Source organism: Tardiphaga robiniae, assembly GCF_001618955.1.
GTDB lineage: Bacteria > Pseudomonadota > Alphaproteobacteria > Rhizobiales > Xanthobacteraceae > Tardiphaga > Tardiphaga robiniae_A.
Genome location: NZ_LVYV01000023.1, coordinates 228,394 through 245,154, shown reverse-complemented (window position 1 = coordinate 245,154; position 16,761 = coordinate 228,394). Strand labels below are relative to the sequence as shown.

Genomic DNA, 16,761 nt, shown 5'->3' with positions numbered 1-16,761 from the left:
AGCTCAAGCTCCGTTCTGCAACATGGCTTTCGCCACATCGCGATAGATCAAGCTGGCGGCGACGAACTCATCCACCGGCACGAACTCATCGGGCTTGTGGGCAACGGCGAGATCACCCGGGCCGATCACTGTTCCCTGCGCGCCGATGCTGCGGAAATGCACGAGATCGCAGCCACCCTGGAAACCGAAGGGACCCGACTTGGCTGCACCATGGGCCCGGCTTGCGGCGAGGCTCGCTTGCACGATCGGAGTGTCCAGGGCTGTCTCCGTCGCACCGCCGGTCGTTGCGTTGTAACCGATGATCTCGGCACGCACGCCAAAGCGTTCACGGGCGAGCGCGAGTAAGTCGCCGATTTCACGCTTGACCGCCTCTTCGTCCTCGCCCGGCACCATCCGGCGATCAAGCAGAAGATCGCAAGCGCCGGGCAGCACATTATCCGCATGACCGCCATTCATGCGGGTCACCGTCAGGCTTGCCGCTCCCACGAGCGGATGGGTGCGATGACGCACGACGCCTTCGTGATGTTCAGCAACAAGACCGAGAAGTTCACCGGCACGGTAGATCGCGTTCTCCCCGAGATGCGGCGTACCGGAGTGCGCCGACACGCCGTGCACCCGCACCAGGGGACGCAGACTTCCCTTGTGCGCGGTGAAGGTTGCATTGGAGGTGGGCTCGCCGATAACGGCAGCGTCGATCTTCGGCGCGCTGGCGGCATAGAACTTGGCGCCTTCGCTCGCGATTTCCTCGTCGGCAACGAAGATGCCGAGCAGCGTGCCCGACCATGCCGCGCGATCCGCAGCGAGCATGCGCATGGCCTCCAGCATCGCCGCAAGCGGGCCCTTGCAGTCGCACGCGCCGCGACCGTAGAGCCGCCCATCCGCCTCCTTCAGGGCAAAGGGGTCGGACGACCAGCCATCGCCCACCGGTACGACGTCCATATGGGTGTTGAAGGCAAAAACCGGGCCGGCGCCGTTCTCAAGCCGCGCGATGACGTTGATCCGCGCCGGCTTGTACTCCTGCAACGCGACTTCAAATCCCTCGGTCGTCAGCAGACCGCGCAGAAATTGCGCGGCGCGCGCTTCGTTGCCGGGAGGGTTTTGCGTGTCGATCGCGACGAGGCTCGCCAGTTCGCGCTTCATGCGGGCGGCATCGGGGGACAAGGGCATTCAACGGACTCCGGACATGTGCTCAGTGAAGGATCTGATCGAGGAACCGACGCGCCCGATCATTGACCGTCCCGCCGAAGAACTGATCGCTCGACGCGCTTTCGATGATCTCGCCCTGCTCCATGAAGACGATCCTGTCGGCGGCGCGGCGCGCGAACCCCATCTCATGAGTCACAACGATGCTCGTCATGCCCTCCGCGCTCAGCTCGGCCATGACGTCGAGAACTTCGCGGATCATTTCGGGATCGAGTGCGGATGTCGGCTCATCGTAGAGCATCAACTTGGGACGCATGGCGAGCGCGCGGGCGATGGCGACACGCTGCTGCTGACCACCCGACAACTCGTCGGGGAAGGCATCCGCTTTTTCCGGAATCTGGACTTTCCGCAACAGATCAACGGCAATGTCGTGAGCATCGGCAGAGCTGACGCCAAGGATCTTCATTGGCGCAAGCATCACATTTTCGACCGCAGAAAGGTGAGCGAACAGCTCGAAATTCTGGAACACCATGCCGATCTGCTGACGCAGCAGATGCGCCTTCTTGCGTTCGCGCGTGATATTCTCACCGGCGAAGAAAATATCGCCGCTGTCGACCGGCTCCAGCAGGTTGATCGAACGCAGCAGCGTCGACTTTCCGGAACCGGACGGACCGATGACGACAACGGTCTCCTTCGCTGCAACCGTCATGCTGCAAGTCTTCAGGACCTGCACAGATCCGAAGCTCTTGTTGATGCCGACGATCTCGAGAAAATGCTCCACGACCATTCCCTGCGCCTATCGAACAGCGAACGATTTCGATGTCCCGAGCATGCGCTCGGTCAGCGGGACCCGCCGCATGCGCTGACGCTTCTTGGGATCGAGCGCCGTCTCGATCAGTATCTGCAGGCCCATGAAGGCCGTCGTCATCGCGAGATAGTAGATGCCGGCCGCGGTTAGTGCCTCGAAGTAGCGGAAGTCGGCGCTCGCGGTCTGGTTCGCGACCAGTAACAATTCTTCGACGGCGATCACCGAGACCAGCGCGCTGAGCTTCAGCATGCCGATCATCTGGTTGCCGATCGGCGGCAAGACGATTCGTGCCGCCTGCGGAACGACGACATAGCGCATCATCTGGCTGCCGGTCATGCCGAGCGCGAGGCCGGCCGTACGCTGGCCCTTCTTCACTGCCTGCAGACCCGACCGCAAGATTTCCGCCATGTACGCGCCCTCATTCAAGGACAGCGCCAGCACGGCACACACGAATGCCGACAGCTTGATGCCGAACGACGGCAGCACGTTGTAGATAAAGATGACCTGGAACAGCACCGGCGTGCCGCGAAACAGCCACAGGTAAAAGAACGTCACGACCTGCCCCGTGCGCGTCCGGCTCTCCTGAATCAGCGCGAGCACGAGACCGATCATGACGCCGAAGAACAGCGAGGTCACCGTCAGCAGCAGGGTCATCCCCGCGCCGTGAATGAAGCTCGATGACACCAGATAATGCAGGACGAGCTCGATTGACACGGCAAGGCCCTCTCAGTTGAGCAGCGACACGGAGGGAGGAAACTTCCAGGTTTCGATCAGCGCCTTGTAAGTACCGTCGGCGACGATTTCCTTGAGCGCGGCCTCGACCGCCGCTTTCATCGCCGTGTCGCCCTTGCGTACCGCGAGGCCGATCTGAGTGTTCGCCTCGAACTCAGCCCCGACCATGGCATAAACGCCCGGCACCTTGTCCATCAGTTCGACGGCGCCCGGTGTGGCATTAAACAGCGCATCGGCGCGCCCCTGTCGCAACGTCAACGCGGAATCCTGCGCGGTGGGCAGCGTCATCACGGTGACGCCTGCGAGCCCGCCATCGCGGCATCGCTTGTCATCCTGCCGCGCGTAGCTCTCCTGTATGCCACCGAGCGTGACAGCGATCGTCTTGCCGCACAGGGAATTGTCGCGCCCCGTGATCTTCGCGGGATTGGCTGTCTGCACGACGACCAGGGTGCCGATCTTCAGATAGGGAATGAACTCGACCTGAGCGGCGCGCTGCTCATTGATATACATGGCGGAATTGATGAGATCGATGCGCGCGCCCTGAAGCGCGGGGATCAGGCCCTTGAACTCCATGTTCATGGGCTTCGCCTCGGCTCCAAGCTTTTTGCTCAACGCACCGATCATATCGATGTCGAAGCCCGTCAGCTTGCCGTCCTTCTGATATTCGAACGGCGCGAAGGTGGCGGCGACGCCGTAGGTCAGTGCTGCTTTTTCCACGAGAGTAGCGGCAGAGAGGTCGGCGGCCATGACCTGTCTGGAAAGCAAAGCCGGGCCGACCAAGCAGAGCAACAATATTTCGCAGACAATGCGCAAGCGTGGCATGGTGGCACCTGTGCTTTGATTGTTTTATTGATGCACAACGTACAATCAATGCCCCCAGCTTCGTCAAGCCTCATCGGCAGGCAACTCTTGCCTAAGCTTTTATCACCCATATTTTGCTTGGAACACGCGAAGGTCATATTGTATTGAATGAAACGTATCGTACTTTAACTATGAACCATCGAAACCTCCGCTGAAAAATGGCGCTTTCCTCCCGTCAGAGCAGTTTCCACCTGGCCAATCAGCTTCTGGACGTCATCCGCGACGCCAAGCTGGAGCCGGGCCATCATCTGCGTGAGCAGCAGCTCGCGGATCTTGTCGGCGTTTCGCGAACGCCAATTCGCTCCGCGCTGAACCTTCTTGCCGAGCGTGGCATCGTCGATACGCGGAAGAACCACGGATATTTCCTGCGCAAGCCGTTCGACTCATTGCATCGCATTGAGATCGAGGTTCCTTCGACGGCAGACGAGAAACTCTACCAGCGGCTGGTGCGTGATCGTCTGGATAACGCCGTTCCGAATTCCATGACCCAGAGCGAAATCGCGCGTCGCTACGACGTCGACCGTGTGGCGCTGACGCGCACCCTGTCGCGACTTGCCGAGGACGGTTTGATCGCGAAGAATAAGGGACACGGATGGACCTTCCTTCCGACCTTCGATTCCCTCGTCTCGTTGCGAGGCAGCTACGAATTTCGGCTCACGCTCGAGCCGGCCTGCTTCCTGCTACCGACATTCAAACCGGATCTCGCCGCCATCGAACGAATACGCTTACAACATTTGTATCTCATCTCGCATCCTGACATCGCTTCCGTTAGCAGTGCGCAACTGTTCGAGACGGATGCAGCGTTTCACGAAATGTGCGCTGAATTCAGCGGCAACGCCTTCTTCGTTCAGGCGGTCCAACACCAGAATCGATTGAGACGGCTTTTGGAATTCGGCAGCTATACGAATAGTCGTCGCGTCCAGGACTGGTGCCGAGAGCACGTCTCAATCATCGAGGCGATTGCAACAGAAGATTTCAGCCAAGCCTCCGCCAAAATGCGCCTGCATCTCGAACAGGCATTGGCCACAGCGCCAAGCACGCACAAAAAAGGAAACTGACGATCATCGAAGCGATGCGCGCCGCCGAACGGGACGGGCATAGCGCCGTGACACTGGACGGCCGGATGCTCGATCTCGCCAATGTGAGAATGGCCGAGCGCATCCTTCGCTTTGCGTCATAAAGGACCAGGCCCTGTCCGCTGGCGCTTGCTTCTCGCAAGCACACGTTGCTGCATCGTTGGATGGCTCACAACAGCTCGTTGAGGACGAGAATTGACAGCGGTGCTGTCAGACGCGGCGTCATCTCGCGTACTAGGTCGGCGGAATGCGGGTCATATGCGCATCCCCTCATGGAATCGCAAAGGGATCGAATGACAGCTTTGCGCCACAAGCGGCCATACCTACATTATTCCAAGCCGAGATAAGCCGCTTTTACTTTGGGATCTGACAGCAATTGCGATGCGGGTCCGGCATGGACAATATGGCCGGTTTCAATCACATAACCGCGGTCAGCGATTTCAAGCGCTGCCATGGCATTCTGCTCAACAAGCAATACGGTCATGCCAAGGGCACGTAACGAAACAATGGCCGCTAAGATCTGATCAACAAGCAGGGGTGACAGACCGAGCGAAGGTTCATCTAGCAGCAACAGCTTCGGTTTGCCCATCAAAGCACGGCCGATGGCCAGCATCTGCTGCTGCCCGCCCGACAAGCCCCCTGCTATTTGATTTCGCTTCTCGGCCAGAATTGGAAACATGCCGAAGATCCTGTCGCGATCTTCGGCGATGTCCTTGTCGCGCCGCAAATAGGCGCCGAGCCGCAGGTTATCCTCCACGGTGAGCGGGCCGAATATCTGCCGCCCCTCTGGCGACTGGAGAATGCCGCGCGCCACGCGGCGATGGGCAGGCAAGCCGTCGATGCGTTCACCAAGAAACGTCACCTGGCCGTCGCTGATCGGCTGAACTCCGGATAGCGCGTGCAGCAGCGTCGTCTTTCCTGCGCCGTTCGAACCGATCAGCGCAACAACTTCGCCGGTCTGCACGTCGAGACTGATGCCCTTAAGGACTTCGATACGTCCATAGCGACTGCGCAGATTGGAGATCTCAAGCACGGGCAGCCTCCCGTGCGCCATGTTTGCCGAGATAGGCTTCAAGCACGGCTGGGTTGGCGCGCACCTCGCCTGGACTGCCCTCGATGAGCGGCCGCCCCCGCTCCAACGCCAGGATTCGATCAGAGATCTTCATCACCAACTTCATGTCATGCTCGACCAGCACCACGGCGATGCCCTTCGCGGCCACCCGACAGATTAGCCGGTCGATCTCCTCGGTCTCCACTGAATTGCAGCCTGCCGCCGGCTCGTCGAGCAACAACACACGCGGCTCGGCAGCCAGCGCGCGTGCGATCTCAAGGCGCTTGCAGGCCCCGTAGGATAGCGCTCCAGCCGGCGTATCCGCGTGATCCCGCAAGCCGACCTCATCCAGGAAAGCAAGCGCAGCCGCGCGAGTCTCCTTGTTCTGGCGTGTCACCGAAGGCAGCCGGAACAGATCCGCGAACAGGTTGCACTTTTCCTGCAGATGGCGGCCGACCATGACGTTCTCGATCGCGGTCATACGTTGGAAGATCTGCAGATTCTGGAAGGTACGCGACAGCCCCCGAGCCGCCAGTACATCAGGTGCGAAACGGGTGACATCCTGCCCCGCCAGTTCGATACGGCCTTCGCTCGCTTCGTAGATGCCGGAGATCACGTTGAACAATGTGGTCTTGCCGGCACCATTCGGCCCGATGATCGAGAATATCTGGCCGGCCTCGACCGAGAAGCCGACGCCGTCGATAGCTTTGAGCCCACCGAACGAGATGCCGATGTCGTCGACCTTGAGAATGGTCATGCGCGGCGCCCCATCATGAACTTCGACAGCATGGGCACGATGCCCTCGCGCATAAAGATCATCGACACGATGATGATGGCACCGAGCAACAGGTTCTCGTATTCCTGGAACACGGTGAGCACCTGCGGCAGCATGATCAACACGGCCGCCCCGACGATGCTACCCAGCACCGAGCCGAGACCGCCAAGGACAACCATGGTCACTAGTTCGATGGAATGCAGGAAGCCGGCCTGATCCGGATTGACAAATCCGTTCATCAACGCGAGCGCGGAGCCTGCCAGTGAGGCGTAGACCGCCGCGATGACGAAGGCCTGCAGCTTGAAGCGATTGACGTTGATGCCAGTCACCCTTGCAGCGATCTCGCTGTCGTGCAGCGCCCGAAACGCGCGTCCGGTCGGCGTCTCATCGAGATTGAGCGCGATCCACGTGCCGGCGAGCAGCAGTCCGCCTGTGATCCAGTACCAGGTATCGGATCCGCTGGCACGCCAGCCGAACAGCGTGAGTTTCATCACCGACATGCCGTCTGGACCACCGGTCCAGCGGCTTTCTGTGGTAATTACCAGCGCCACCAACACGCCGAAGCCGAGCGTTGCGATAGCGAGGTAGTGCCCCTTCAGGCGAAGGATCGGGCGGCCGACAAGGAAGGCCAGCAGTGCCGATAGCAGGCAGCCGAGCAGCAGCGCCACCAGCGACGGCACGCCAAGATGCGTCGGGCCGATCGCTACGGCATAGGCGCCGATCCCGAAAAAACCGGCATGGCCGAGACTGACCTGCCCGGCCTTGCCCATCAGGATATTCAGGCCGATCGCCGCGAAGGCAGAGACCCAGACCAATGACGCGACCCGGAAATAATAGCTCGACGGAAATGCCAGCGGCAGGACGGCGATGACGATCGCCAGCACGAGCAGAATTCCATAGCGGTGGCGCAGGGCTGCAAGCATCGCTCAGACCCTCTCGATGGTGCGGCGGCCGAACAGCCCCTGTGGCGCGGCAAACAGCACTGCGAGGATCACGATGAAGGCAAACGCGTCCTTGTAGGTCGAGCTGATGTAACCGGCGCCGAACGCTTCGAGCAACCCGAGCAGCAACCCGCCGGCAACGGCACCGAGCGGATTGCCCATGCCACCGAGCATGGCCGCGGCAAAGCCCTTCAGCGCCAGCAACGTGCCGACATCGTAGCTCGTCAGGGTAATCGGCGTGATCAGGATGCCGGCAACACCACCGATGGCGGCCGAGCCGCCGAAAGCCAGCGCCATGATGGTCGTGGTGTTGATGCCGACAAGCCGTGCGGCGAACCGATTGGCCGATGTGGCGAGCACAGCCTTGCCGAGCAGGGTTCGTTCAAGAAAGACGTAGAGCAGCAGGACCATCACGGCCGTGCCGCCAATCACCCAGAAGCTCTGCGGCTGAACTGCGGCGCCCAGCATCTGCACCGGCGTATCACCGGAGAATGCCGGCAGCTTGTGAAACTGCTTGTCGAAAACGATCTGCGCCGCACCGCGCAGCAGGATCGACGCACCGATGGTGATGATGATCAGCGACACAGCCGACGCACCGCGGGCCGGCGCGATTGCGAGCCAGTACAGCGACAGGCCAAGGACGACCGACACGATGACCGCAACCAGCGCCGCAAGCGGCAGCGGCACACCGGCCGCATGAACGAACACCGTGACCATTCCGCCCAGCATGACGAACTCGCCTTGGGCGAAGTTCACCACGTCGGAGGCATTGTAGACCAGGGTAAAGCCAAGCGCGACCAGGGCGTAGACCGCGCCGATCGTCAGGCCCGAGACCAGAAATTGAAAAAACTCCGGCATGCGTGCCAACGGCCTTTCATTGCCAGTACAATCTGTTCTGCGTGGAGCGAGAGCGGTCGATACCCGCGCACGACCATGCGTGTCGCGGAGATCGCCGGTTGCGACGTCAGGTACCGGGTGGCAACAAGGTCCAGTCGCCGCCCTTCACTTCCAGCATGCGGAAGGCGGATAGATCGAGGCCGAGATGGTCAGTCGGAGACATAGTCACGATGCCACCGGTGCCGACAAAGCCCTTTGTCTTCTCGATTTCATCGCGCACTTTCTTGGCGTCGGTGGAATTGGCGCGCTTCATCGCCTCAACCATGATGTACAACCCGTCATATGCATGACCGCCAAAGGTTGAGACCGGTTGCTTGGCGGTCGCCTCGAATGTCTGCTTGTAGTCGACGACGACCTTCTTCTGCGGGTCGCCGTCCGGCAGCTTGTCGCCGACCAGCAATGCCGCCGCTGGGAGTCGGACGCCTTCCGCCGCAGGGCCGGCAAGTTCAATGAAGCTCTTCGATGCCACGCCATGGCTCTGATACAGCGGGGTCGCCGACATGCCGAGCTGCGCATAGTTGCGCGTCACGATCGCGGGCCCTTGTCCGAAACCGGGATTGACCACGGCCTGCACCCCGGCAACGCCCTTGATCTTGGTGAGCTGCGCCGTCATGTCGCTGTCGCGCGGGCCGTAGGTCTCCTCGGCGATGATTTGCACGCCATAGGTCGGGGCGACCTTGACGCACTGGGCCCGCATCGAAGCGCCGAAGCCATCAGTGCCGGAAATCATCGCTATCTTGGTAAAATTGCGTTGCTTGAGATTTTCGAAGATCTTCTCACACGCCATTTTGTCCGTGTGCGGCGTCTTGAAAATGAATTTGCGCACAGGATCGACCACTTCGATCGCGCCCGCCAGCGAGATGAACGGGACCTGCGCCTCTTCGAACACCGGTACCATCGCCATGGTGGTGCCCGTGGTGGAACCTCCGACCATCGCGACCACCTTGTCGTCCTCGATCAAACGGGTGGCGAATGTGCGCGCCTTGTTGGCGTCGCCGCCGTCATCATAGATCACAAGTTCGATCTTCTTGCCGGCCACGCCGCCAGCAGCATTGATCTTGTCGACATACATGCGCAGCGTTTTGTCTTCGGGCTCGCCGAGAAACGACGCAGGGCCTGTGACCGACAGCACCGATCCGATCTTGACGGTCTGCTGTGCGAGCGCCGGACTGTAGATGGACAGTCCCGACAGCGGCAGCGCGATGGCTGCGGCAATAGCAAGGCTCTTGAAATGCGAGTGGCACGTCATCTCGTTTCCTCCCTTGTGATGGCCGCCCATTTTTGAGCGTGCCCGGCGCTTTGCGTGCATCCTAGCGGCCAAACCCGCGCGCGATGGCACCAAATCCCGGGTCGACTTTTATAATTGACCGGACGGTTGGTCAATAGTAACGTCTGCTTCACAACGGCGCAGAGCCGAAAAATAACGACGAAGCAACAATAGGGAGGAAGCGGTGGATACGAGTCTCGTCACGACCGAAATCCGTGAAGGCTATCGCGTTCTCACGCTCAACAGGCCCGACCGGTTGAACTCGTTCAGCGCAGCAATGCATGCCGAATTGATGGCGGCCCTGGTAGCTGCGGAAGCCGACACATCCTGCCGTGCCATGCTCTTGACCGGCGCCGGCCGCGGCTTCTGCGCCGGACAGGATCTCTCCGACGGCGTTTTCACGCCAGGTGAAACGCCGGATCTCTCGGTCACCATTGCGACCTACTACAATCCGCTGGTTCGCAAATTGCGCAGCCTACCGATGCCGGTGATCTGTGCCGTCAACGGCGTCGCGGCCGGCGCGGGCGCCAATGTAGCCTTTGCCTGCGACATCGTGATCGCCGCGCGCTCCGCGAAATTCATCCAGGCCTTCGCCAAGCTCGGCCTCGTCCCGGATGCTGGCGGCACGTGGATCCTGCCGAGACTGGTGGGCACCGCGCGGGCCCGGGCGCTCGCACTACTCGCCGAACCCGTTCCCGCGGACCAGGCGGAAGCCTGGGGCATGATCTGGAAATCGGTCGATGACGCCGACCTGATGACCGAGGCGCATCGTCTCGCCACGCATTTTGCGACCCAACCCACGGCAGGACTTGCGCTGATGAAACAGGCGCTCGACGCCTCTGAGATCAACAGTCTTGACCAGCAGCTTGACCTCGAATGCGATCTGCAGGGACAGGCCGGTCGCACGCCGGACTATCTCGAAGGCGTCACCGCCTTCATGGAAAAGCGCGCACCGCGCTTTGTCGGGAGGCAGTGATGGAGTCGCGTGAGGCAGCAGCCGAGACCGCTGCACAGACCATGGCCCAAGCCTGTGCCGACACGATGTGGCACGATGATCGTGCCAGCAAGGCACTGGGCATGTCGATCCGGCGGATCGCGCCCGGCGAAGCGGTACTCGCCATGACGGTGCGGCCGGACATGACCAATGGTCACGACATCTGCCACGGCGGCTTCATCTTTACCCTCGCCGACTCGGCTTTCGCATTCGCTTGCAATAGCTACAATCAGCGCGCCGTCGCGCAACAATGCGCCGTGACATTCATCCGCGCTGTTGCTGCCGGCGAGACGCTCACCGCCCACGCCATCGAACGCTCAAAGGCCGGGCGTGGCGGCATCTACGACGTCACGGTGCGTGACAGCAAGAATGTGGTCGTTGCCGAATTCCGCGGCCACTCACGCACCATCTCGGGCGAGTTGCTGCCGCCAAATTCCACCCTAGCTCAATAAAAAACCGATCCGGGAGGCTTCCATGTTTCAAATGCCGTTGCGCAAGCTGGACCAGCTCAGACCCGAGCCGACCGAACTGGACCGCTATGAAGTCGCCGCTACCGCAGACCTGCGGACCTGGCAGCTGAAGCAACTCTCATGGTCACTGCGCCATGCGTATGACAACGTGCCGCATTACCGCAGCAAGTTCGACGCCGCCGACATTCATCCGAGCGACCTCAAGAGCCTCGACGATCTCGCGAAATTTCCGTTCACCACCAAGGCCGATCTGCGCGACAACTATCCGTTCGGCATGTTTGCCGTACCCGAACAGCAGGTCGCACGCATCCATGCCTCGTCGGGCACCACCGGCAAGCCCACCGTCGTCGGATACACCAAGCGCGACATCGACACCTGGAGCGATGTGGTCGCGCGCTCGATCCGCGCCGCGGGCGGACGCGCCGGCATGAAACTGCACAACGCCTATGGCTACGGCCTGTTCACCGGCGGTCTTGGCGCGCATTACGGCGCGGAACGTCTCGGCTGCACGGTGATCCCGATCTCCGGCGGCATGACCGAACGTCAGGTGCAGCTTATCACCGACTTCAAGCCGGACATCATCATGGTTACGCCATCCTACATGTTGGCGATCCTCGATGAATTCCGGAAGCAGGGCCTGGATCCGCGCAAGTCATCGTTGCGAATCGGCATCTTTGGTGCTGAGCCGTGGACCAATGCGATGCGCGAGGAGATCGAGGAAGCCTTCGATCTCCATGCGGTCGACATCTACGGCCTGTCGGAGGTGATGGGCCCGGGCGTCGCCAGCGAGTGCGTGGAGACCAAGGACGGGCTGCATATCTGGGAGGATCATTTCTATCCGGAGGTGATCGATCCGCACACCGGGAAGGTGCTGCCAGACGGCGAGCAAGGCGAGTTGGTGTTCACATCGCTGACCAAGGAGGCAATGCCGATCATCCGTTACCGGACGCGCGACCTCACCCGCCTGCTGCCCGGCACGGCGCGCGCCATGCGACGCATGGAGAAAGTCACGGGCCGAACCGACGACATGATCATCCTGCGCGGCGTCAATGTGTTTCCCACCCAGATCGAGGAAAAGCTGCAGACCATCCCTGGATTGTCGATGCACTACCAGATCGTGTTGACGCGTAGCGGTCGCATGGACGAGATGGAGATTCACGTCGAGGCTCGTCCCGAATTCTCTGACTCCGAACTTCGCCAGGCCGCCGCAAACCGGCTGGAGCAGGCGATCAAGGACACCATCGGCATCACATCGCGCGTCATCATCCGCGACCCCGACGGCATCGAACGTTCGGCCGGCAAGGCCCGACGCATCCTTGACCGCCGGCCGCAGAGCTAGATACCAAGGAATCCGCTTCAGCATGGCCCGTCCCCGCGCCAATAACTACGACGACAAGCGCCGCGCGATCCTCGATCGCTCGGCGGAGCTGTTCTCCGAATACGGCTATGACCGTGCATCCATGAACAAGATTGCCGCCGCATGCGGGGTGTCGAAGGCAAATCTCTATCATTACTACAAGGACAAGGATGAGCTTCTGTTCGACGTCATCCGCGTCCATCTCGAAGACCTGCTGCAAGTCGTCGAGGCTGCCGACCAGCCCGATCTGGCACCTGACGCACGATTACGCGACCTGGTGGCGGCGCTGCTCGAGGCCTATCGCGACGCCGACGCGCAGCATAGCGTCCAGATCAGCAGCATGCGGTTCCTGTCCGACGAACGCCAGTCCACGTTGAAAAACATGGAGCGCGAACTCGTGCGCATCTTCTCCAGCGCCGTATCCGCGATCGCCCCACAGCTAGCGGGTACAACAATGCTCAAGCCGGTGACCATGTCGCTGTTCGGAATGGTCAACTGGCACTACCTCTGGTTCAGGAGCCAGGGCCCATTCACCCGCGCGGATTATGCCGACCTGGTCACGCGGCTGATCGTCGACGGCACGCGCGACCTGCTGGCGCAGCCCGCGCCGGTCCCCAAACGTGCTGCCGCGCGGCGGAAGTAACGCTACCTACCAATTCGGGCCACTCACAAAGAAGGGCGATCTCATGAAACTCGAAAGCTTCGTTTGCGGACAATGGGCGGCCCCTGGGCGCGACCTGATCGAGATCGCCAGCGCAGTGTCCGGCGACGTGGTCGCGCAAGCGACCAGTGGCGGAATCGATATGCGCAAGACGCTGGACTATGCCCGCGGCACTGGCGGCGCGCATCTGCGACGACTGACCTTCCACCAGCGCGCGGACATGCTGAAGAAACTCGGCCAATATCTGACCGAGCGCAAGGAGCAGCTCTACAAGCTGTCATTCCAGACCGGCGCGACCCGCATCGATAACATGATCGATGTCGACGGCGGCATCGGCACCTTGTTCGTCTATGCCGGCAAAGGCCGCCGCGAACTGCCAAATGCGAAATTTCTGCTCGATGGCGGCGTGGAATCGCTGTCGAAAACCGGCAGCTTCGCTGGCCAGCATATCGTGACGCCGCTGCACGGCGTCGCCGTGCATATCAATGCGTTCAATTTCCCTTGCTGGGGCATGCTGGAGAAGCTCGCCCCCGCATTGCTGGCCGGCGTTCCGGTCGTCACCAAGCCTGCGACCGTCACATCCTATGTAGCCCACGCGCTGGCGCGCATGATCGCCGAGTCCGGTATTCTGCCCGCAGGCGCATTCCAGTTTGTCGTCGGCTCGACCGGCGACTTGTTCGATCACCTCACCTGCCAGGATGTAGTGTCCTTCACCGGCTCAGCCCAGACCTCGGAAAAGCTGCAGCGGCATCCGGTTATTGCCCGGGAGGCGGTTCGTTTCGTGGCTGAGCGGGATTCGCTCAACGCCGCAATTTTGGCGCCGGACGCGGCGCCGGGCACGCCGGAATTCGACCTGTTCATCAAGGAGGTGGCGAAGGAGATGACGGTGAAGGCGGGACAGAAATGCACCGCGATCCGCCGCGCCATCGCACCAGCCGCCCATGTCGATGCCGTCATCGCAGCGCTGCGCGAACGGCTCGCCAAAATCACCATCGGCAATCCCGAACTGGAAAGCGTGCGCATGGGCCCGCTGGTGGGACTGGACCAACGGCGCGACGTCCTCGCCCATGTGGCGAAGTTGCGCAGCGAGGCCGAACTGGTGAGCGGCGATCCCGACCGTTTCTCTGTCGAGGGCGCGGACGCCGCGCGCGGCGCTTTCGTACCGCCTTTGCTGTTGCATTGCGCGAATCCCGCCAGTGCCGTCAGCGTGCATGCGATCGAAGCATTTGGCCCGGTCTGTACCGTGATGGGCTACGACGCGCTGGATGACGCGGTCACGCTCGCCAACCGCGGTGGCGGCAGCCTGGTCGCGTCAGTCTATACGCATGATACGAAGATCGCATCCGATCTCGTATTCGGCATCGGCAGCTTCCACGGGCGCCTGGTGATGATCGATCGCGATTGTGCCAAGGAACAGACAGGCCACGGCTCACCCATGCCGCAGATGGTCCATGGCGGCCCCGGCCGCGCCGGCGGCGGCGAGGAACTCGGCGGCATCCGCAGCCTGCAGCACTACATGCAGCGCACCGCTTTGCAGGGATCGCCTGCCATGCTCACCGGGATCACCGGAAGCTGGTCCAAGGGCGCAGCGATCGTCGAAAAGGAACGACATCCGTTTCGCTATCACTTCGAGGATCTCGATATCGGGCAGACCTTCATGTCGAAGGAACGCACGATCACACTCGAGGACGTCAAACACTTCGCCCATTTTACCGGCGACACCTTCTACGCCCATATGGACGAGGAAGCGACCAAGGAACATCCGTTCTTTCCTGGCCGCGTCGCCCATGGCTATCTGCTGCTGTCCTTCGCCGCAGGGCTGTTCGTGGACCCCGATCCCGGTCCGGTGCTCGCCAATTACGGTCTGGACTCGCTGCGCTTCGTCAAGCCGGTACAACCCGGCGAAGCGATCAAGGTCCGGTTGACCGCGAAGGAGAAATCGCCGCGCAACAAGCAGTATGGCGAGGTCCGCTGGGACGTCGAGATCACCACGGCGACCGGCGAAACTGCCGCAACCTATGAACTTCTCACCATGAACGCCGTGCGGCCCTGAACGTTCTATCCGGCAGCGGCTCTTCTCTGCCAGCCGTTACATCCGCAACTCATTCAGGAAACCACCATGATCCTCGTCACAGTGATGTACCCCGCCGGAGCCGAGACGAAATTCGACCTCGATTATTATCTGAGCAAGCATATGCCCCTGGTAAAGGAGCGCTGGACACCGCACGGGCTCAGCAACGCCCAGGTCGTCAAGGGCGTCAGCAAGCCCGACGGCAGCGCGCCGGACTTCCAGATGATGGCGCTGCTGACCTTCGGCTCGCTCGACAATTTCAAGGCTGCTGGCAAGGCGCATGGCCGTGAGATCTTCGCCGACATCCCGAATTTCACCGATACTCAGGCTACGGTTCAGATCAGCGAGATTCTGGCCTGAGCCTGTCATGGCGTCGATGATCGGTAGAGATGCATCTCATGGCCAGCACGACGGCGATCGGTGATGCGGAGCTCATCCGCGACTTTTCGTTGCAGGCGTTGCCCGACGCCTTCTATGATAACCCCTATCCAACCTATCGCGCGCTGCAGGCGCACGACCCGTTGCACAGGATGCCGGATGGTTCGTTGTTCCTGACACGGCACAGCGATCTCGAGGCCATCTACAAGGACACGACCCGCTTCAGTTCCGACAAGAAGATGGAGTTCGCACCTAAATACGGCGTGGGCTCGCTGCTGTTCGAACATCACACCACCAGCCTCGTGTTCAACGATCCGCCGCTGCATACGCGTGTGCGCCACCTGATTGCCGGCGCCCTCAGCCCCCGCGCGATTGCTGAAACCGAACCACGGCTGGTCGCTTTGGTCGATCGCCTGCTCGACGACATGGCGGCCCGCGGCCATGCCGACCTGATCGAGGACTTCGCCTCGGCGATCCCCATCGAGGTGATCGGCAACCTGCTTGGCGTCCCCCATGACGAACGCGGCCCACTGCGCGGCTGGTCGCTTGCCATTCTCGGCGCCCTTGAACCAACGCTGTCGGCGGAGGTGCAGTCACGCGGCGAAACCGCCGTCGCCGAATTTCTCGACTATCTACGCCGCCTTGTCGCAAACCGGCGAGCGCGGCCGGGCAATGCCGAACACGACGTCCTGACACGTCTCATCGCCGGCGAAACCGCTGGCGGCGAACGGCTCGGTGAAAGTGAATTGCTGCAGAACTGTATTTTTATCCTGAATGCCGGCCATGAGACCACGACCAATCTGATCGGCAACGGCCTCGAACTACTGTTGCGCTTTCCAGAGCAGAAGCAGCGTCTGATCGACGAGCCGGCGCTGATCCGCCCCACGATCGAGGAATTCCTGCGATTCGAAAGCTCCAATCAGCTCGGCAACCGCAGCGCCGCAGTCGAGACCGAGATCGGAGGCATCGCACTTCCAAAGGGCACGCTGATCACGCTGTGCATCGGCGCCGCGAACCGCGACCCCGCGCAATTTGCTGCGCCCGATCAACTCGACATCAGCCGCTCGCCGAACCGTCATCTGGCTTTCGCTTCGGGCGCCCATGTCTGCGCGGGTCTCAATCTTGCCCGCATGGAAGGCCGCATCGCCATCGGACGCTTCATGGCCCGCTTCCCGAATTTCGCAGCCGCGGGCCCCGCAAAACGCGCCCGGCGCGCACGATTCCGCGGCTTCACGTCATTGCCCGTAACGCTTGGATGATTTCTTCACACCGAATGCAG

At 61.4% G+C, this 16,761-nt stretch carries 17 protein-coding genes; 8 read left to right on the top strand and 9 right to left on the bottom strand.

From position 1 onward, the window contains the following. Positions 1 to 3: 3 nt before the first annotated feature. The 4 genes from A4A58_RS18720 to A4A58_RS18705 are packed head-to-tail and all read right to left on the bottom strand — an operon-like array spanning position 4 to position 3,430. Entirely contained in the window at positions 4 to 1,167 is a 1,164-nt protein-coding gene (locus A4A58_RS18720) for a M20 family metallopeptidase (RefSeq protein WP_068734820.1), read from the bottom strand. A 22-nt stretch (positions 1,168 to 1,189) separates the two neighbouring features. Further along, positions 1,190 to 1,930, bottom strand: coding sequence for an amino acid ABC transporter ATP-binding protein (locus A4A58_RS18715; RefSeq protein ID WP_068734818.1), 741 nt, complete (start codon positions 1,928 to 1,930; stop codon positions 1,190 to 1,192). A gap of 9 nt (positions 1,931 to 1,939) precedes the next feature. Beyond that, a complete protein-coding gene (locus A4A58_RS18710) occupies positions 1,940 to 2,665 on the bottom strand; it encodes an amino acid ABC transporter permease (protein WP_068734816.1) in 726 nt (241 codons plus the stop codon). 12 nt (positions 2,666 to 2,677) lie between these two features. Continuing rightward, a complete protein-coding gene (locus A4A58_RS18705; RefSeq protein WP_086937081.1) occupies positions 2,678 to 3,430 on the bottom strand; it encodes an ABC transporter substrate-binding protein in 753 nt (250 codons plus the stop codon). Positions 3,431 to 3,702: 272 nt separating this feature from the next. Here A4A58_RS18705 and A4A58_RS18700 point away from each other — a divergent pair, with 272 nt between their 5' ends. After that, positions 3,703 to 4,602 carry a GntR family transcriptional regulator gene (locus tag A4A58_RS18700; RefSeq protein WP_068734813.1) on the top strand — a complete coding sequence of 300 codons (900 nt, stop codon included), beginning with the start codon at positions 3,703 to 3,705 and terminating at the stop codon, positions 4,600 to 4,602. 346 nt (positions 4,603 to 4,948) lie between these two features. Here A4A58_RS18700 and A4A58_RS18695 read toward each other — a convergent pair whose 3' ends face one another. The 5 genes from A4A58_RS18695 to A4A58_RS18675 all read right to left on the bottom strand — a co-directional run bounded on the left by A4A58_RS18695 (position 4,949) and on the right by A4A58_RS18675 (position 9,533). Beyond that, positions 4,949 to 5,653 (bottom strand): ABC transporter ATP-binding protein, encoded by a 705-nt coding sequence (locus A4A58_RS18695; protein ID WP_068734810.1) that lies wholly within the window; start codon positions 5,651 to 5,653, stop codon positions 4,949 to 4,951. Then, positions 5,646 to 6,428: an ABC transporter ATP-binding protein gene (locus A4A58_RS18690; protein WP_068734808.1), complete on the bottom strand. Its 783-nt coding sequence runs from the start codon at positions 6,426 to 6,428 to the stop codon at positions 5,646 to 5,648. The genes A4A58_RS18695 and A4A58_RS18690 overlap by 8 nt, the downstream gene beginning before the upstream one ends. Next, positions 6,425 to 7,369 carry a branched-chain amino acid ABC transporter permease gene (locus tag A4A58_RS18685; RefSeq protein WP_068734806.1) on the bottom strand — a complete coding sequence of 315 codons (945 nt, stop codon included), beginning with the start codon at positions 7,367 to 7,369 and terminating at the stop codon, positions 6,425 to 6,427. Before A4A58_RS18685 ends, A4A58_RS18690 begins: the two co-directional genes overlap by 4 nt. A gap of 3 nt (positions 7,370 to 7,372) precedes the next feature. Beyond that, positions 7,373 to 8,245, bottom strand: a complete 873-nt coding sequence (locus A4A58_RS18680; protein ID WP_068734804.1) for a branched-chain amino acid ABC transporter permease — start codon at positions 8,243 to 8,245, stop codon at positions 7,373 to 7,375. A 106-nt stretch (positions 8,246 to 8,351) separates the two neighbouring features. After that, on the bottom strand, positions 8,352 to 9,533 hold the full coding sequence (locus A4A58_RS18675) for an ABC transporter substrate-binding protein (RefSeq protein ID WP_068734802.1): 1,182 nt from the start codon (positions 9,531 to 9,533) through the stop codon (positions 8,352 to 8,354). 202 nt (positions 9,534 to 9,735) lie between these two features. Between A4A58_RS18675 and paaG the strand changes: the two genes are divergently transcribed. The 7 genes from paaG to A4A58_RS18640 all read left to right on the top strand — a co-directional run bounded on the left by paaG (position 9,736) and on the right by A4A58_RS18640 (position 16,741). Further along, entirely contained in the window at positions 9,736 to 10,527 is a 792-nt protein-coding gene (gene paaG / locus A4A58_RS18670; RefSeq protein ID WP_068734800.1) for a 2-(1,2-epoxy-1,2-dihydrophenyl)acetyl-CoA isomerase PaaG, read from the top strand. Further along, positions 10,527 to 10,997, top strand: a complete 471-nt coding sequence (paaI, locus tag A4A58_RS18665) for a hydroxyphenylacetyl-CoA thioesterase PaaI (RefSeq protein ID WP_068734798.1) — start codon at positions 10,527 to 10,529, stop codon at positions 10,995 to 10,997. Before paaG ends, paaI begins: the two co-directional genes overlap by 1 nt. A 22-nt stretch (positions 10,998 to 11,019) precedes the next feature. Then, positions 11,020 to 12,354, top strand: a complete 1,335-nt coding sequence (gene paaK, locus A4A58_RS18660) for a phenylacetate--CoA ligase PaaK (RefSeq protein WP_068734796.1) — start codon at positions 11,020 to 11,022, stop codon at positions 12,352 to 12,354. 22 nt (positions 12,355 to 12,376) lie between these two features. Continuing rightward, on the top strand, positions 12,377 to 13,015 hold the full coding sequence (locus A4A58_RS18655) for a TetR/AcrR family transcriptional regulator (RefSeq protein WP_068734794.1): 639 nt from the start codon (positions 12,377 to 12,379) through the stop codon (positions 13,013 to 13,015). 43 nt (positions 13,016 to 13,058) lie between these two features. Next, entirely contained in the window at positions 13,059 to 15,086 is a 2,028-nt protein-coding gene (paaZ, locus tag A4A58_RS18650; RefSeq protein WP_068734793.1) for a phenylacetic acid degradation bifunctional protein PaaZ, read from the top strand. A gap of 66 nt (positions 15,087 to 15,152) precedes the next feature. Then, positions 15,153 to 15,464 (top strand): EthD family reductase, encoded by a 312-nt coding sequence (locus tag A4A58_RS18645; protein WP_068734791.1) that lies wholly within the window; start codon positions 15,153 to 15,155, stop codon positions 15,462 to 15,464. Positions 15,465 to 15,502: 38 nt separating this feature from the next. Continuing rightward, entirely contained in the window at positions 15,503 to 16,741 is a 1,239-nt protein-coding gene (locus A4A58_RS18640; RefSeq protein WP_068735369.1) for a cytochrome P450, read from the top strand. The last annotated feature ends 20 nt before the right edge of the window (positions 16,742 to 16,761 follow it).

Coding starts and splice junctions, on each gene's coding strand:
- A4A58_RS18720 (WP_068734820.1), bottom strand. CDS start 1,167: ATGCCCTTGTCCCCCGATGCCGCCCGCATGAAGCGCGAACTGGCGAGC.
- A4A58_RS18715 (WP_068734818.1), bottom strand. CDS start 1,930: ATGGTCGTGGAGCATTTTCTCGAGATCGTCGGCATCAACAAGAGCTTC.
- A4A58_RS18705 (WP_086937081.1), bottom strand. CDS start 3,430: ATGGCCGCCGACCTCTCTGCCGCTACTCTCGTGGAAAAAGCAGCACTG.
- A4A58_RS18700 (WP_068734813.1), top strand. CDS start 3,703: ATGGCGCTTTCCTCCCGTCAGAGCAGTTTCCACCTGGCCAATCAGCTT.
- A4A58_RS18690 (WP_068734808.1), bottom strand. CDS start 6,428: ATGACCATTCTCAAGGTCGACGACATCGGCATCTCGTTCGGTGGGCTC.
- A4A58_RS18685 (WP_068734806.1), bottom strand. CDS start 7,369: ATGCTTGCAGCCCTGCGCCACCGCTATGGAATTCTGCTCGTGCTGGCG.
- A4A58_RS18680 (WP_068734804.1), bottom strand. CDS start 8,245: ATGCCGGAGTTTTTTCAATTTCTGGTCTCGGGCCTGACGATCGGCGCG.
- A4A58_RS18675 (WP_068734802.1), bottom strand. CDS start 9,533: ATGACGTGCCACTCGCATTTCAAGAGCCTTGCTATTGCCGCAGCCATC.
- paaI (WP_068734798.1), top strand. CDS start 10,527: ATGGAGTCGCGTGAGGCAGCAGCCGAGACCGCTGCACAGACCATGGCC.
- paaK (WP_068734796.1), top strand. CDS start 11,020: ATGTTTCAAATGCCGTTGCGCAAGCTGGACCAGCTCAGACCCGAGCCG.
- A4A58_RS18655 (WP_068734794.1), top strand. CDS start 12,377: ATGGCCCGTCCCCGCGCCAATAACTACGACGACAAGCGCCGCGCGATC.
- paaZ (WP_068734793.1), top strand. CDS start 13,059: ATGAAACTCGAAAGCTTCGTTTGCGGACAATGGGCGGCCCCTGGGCGC.
- A4A58_RS18645 (WP_068734791.1), top strand. CDS start 15,153: ATGATCCTCGTCACAGTGATGTACCCCGCCGGAGCCGAGACGAAATTC.
- A4A58_RS18640 (WP_068735369.1), top strand. CDS start 15,503: ATGGCCAGCACGACGGCGATCGGTGATGCGGAGCTCATCCGCGACTTT.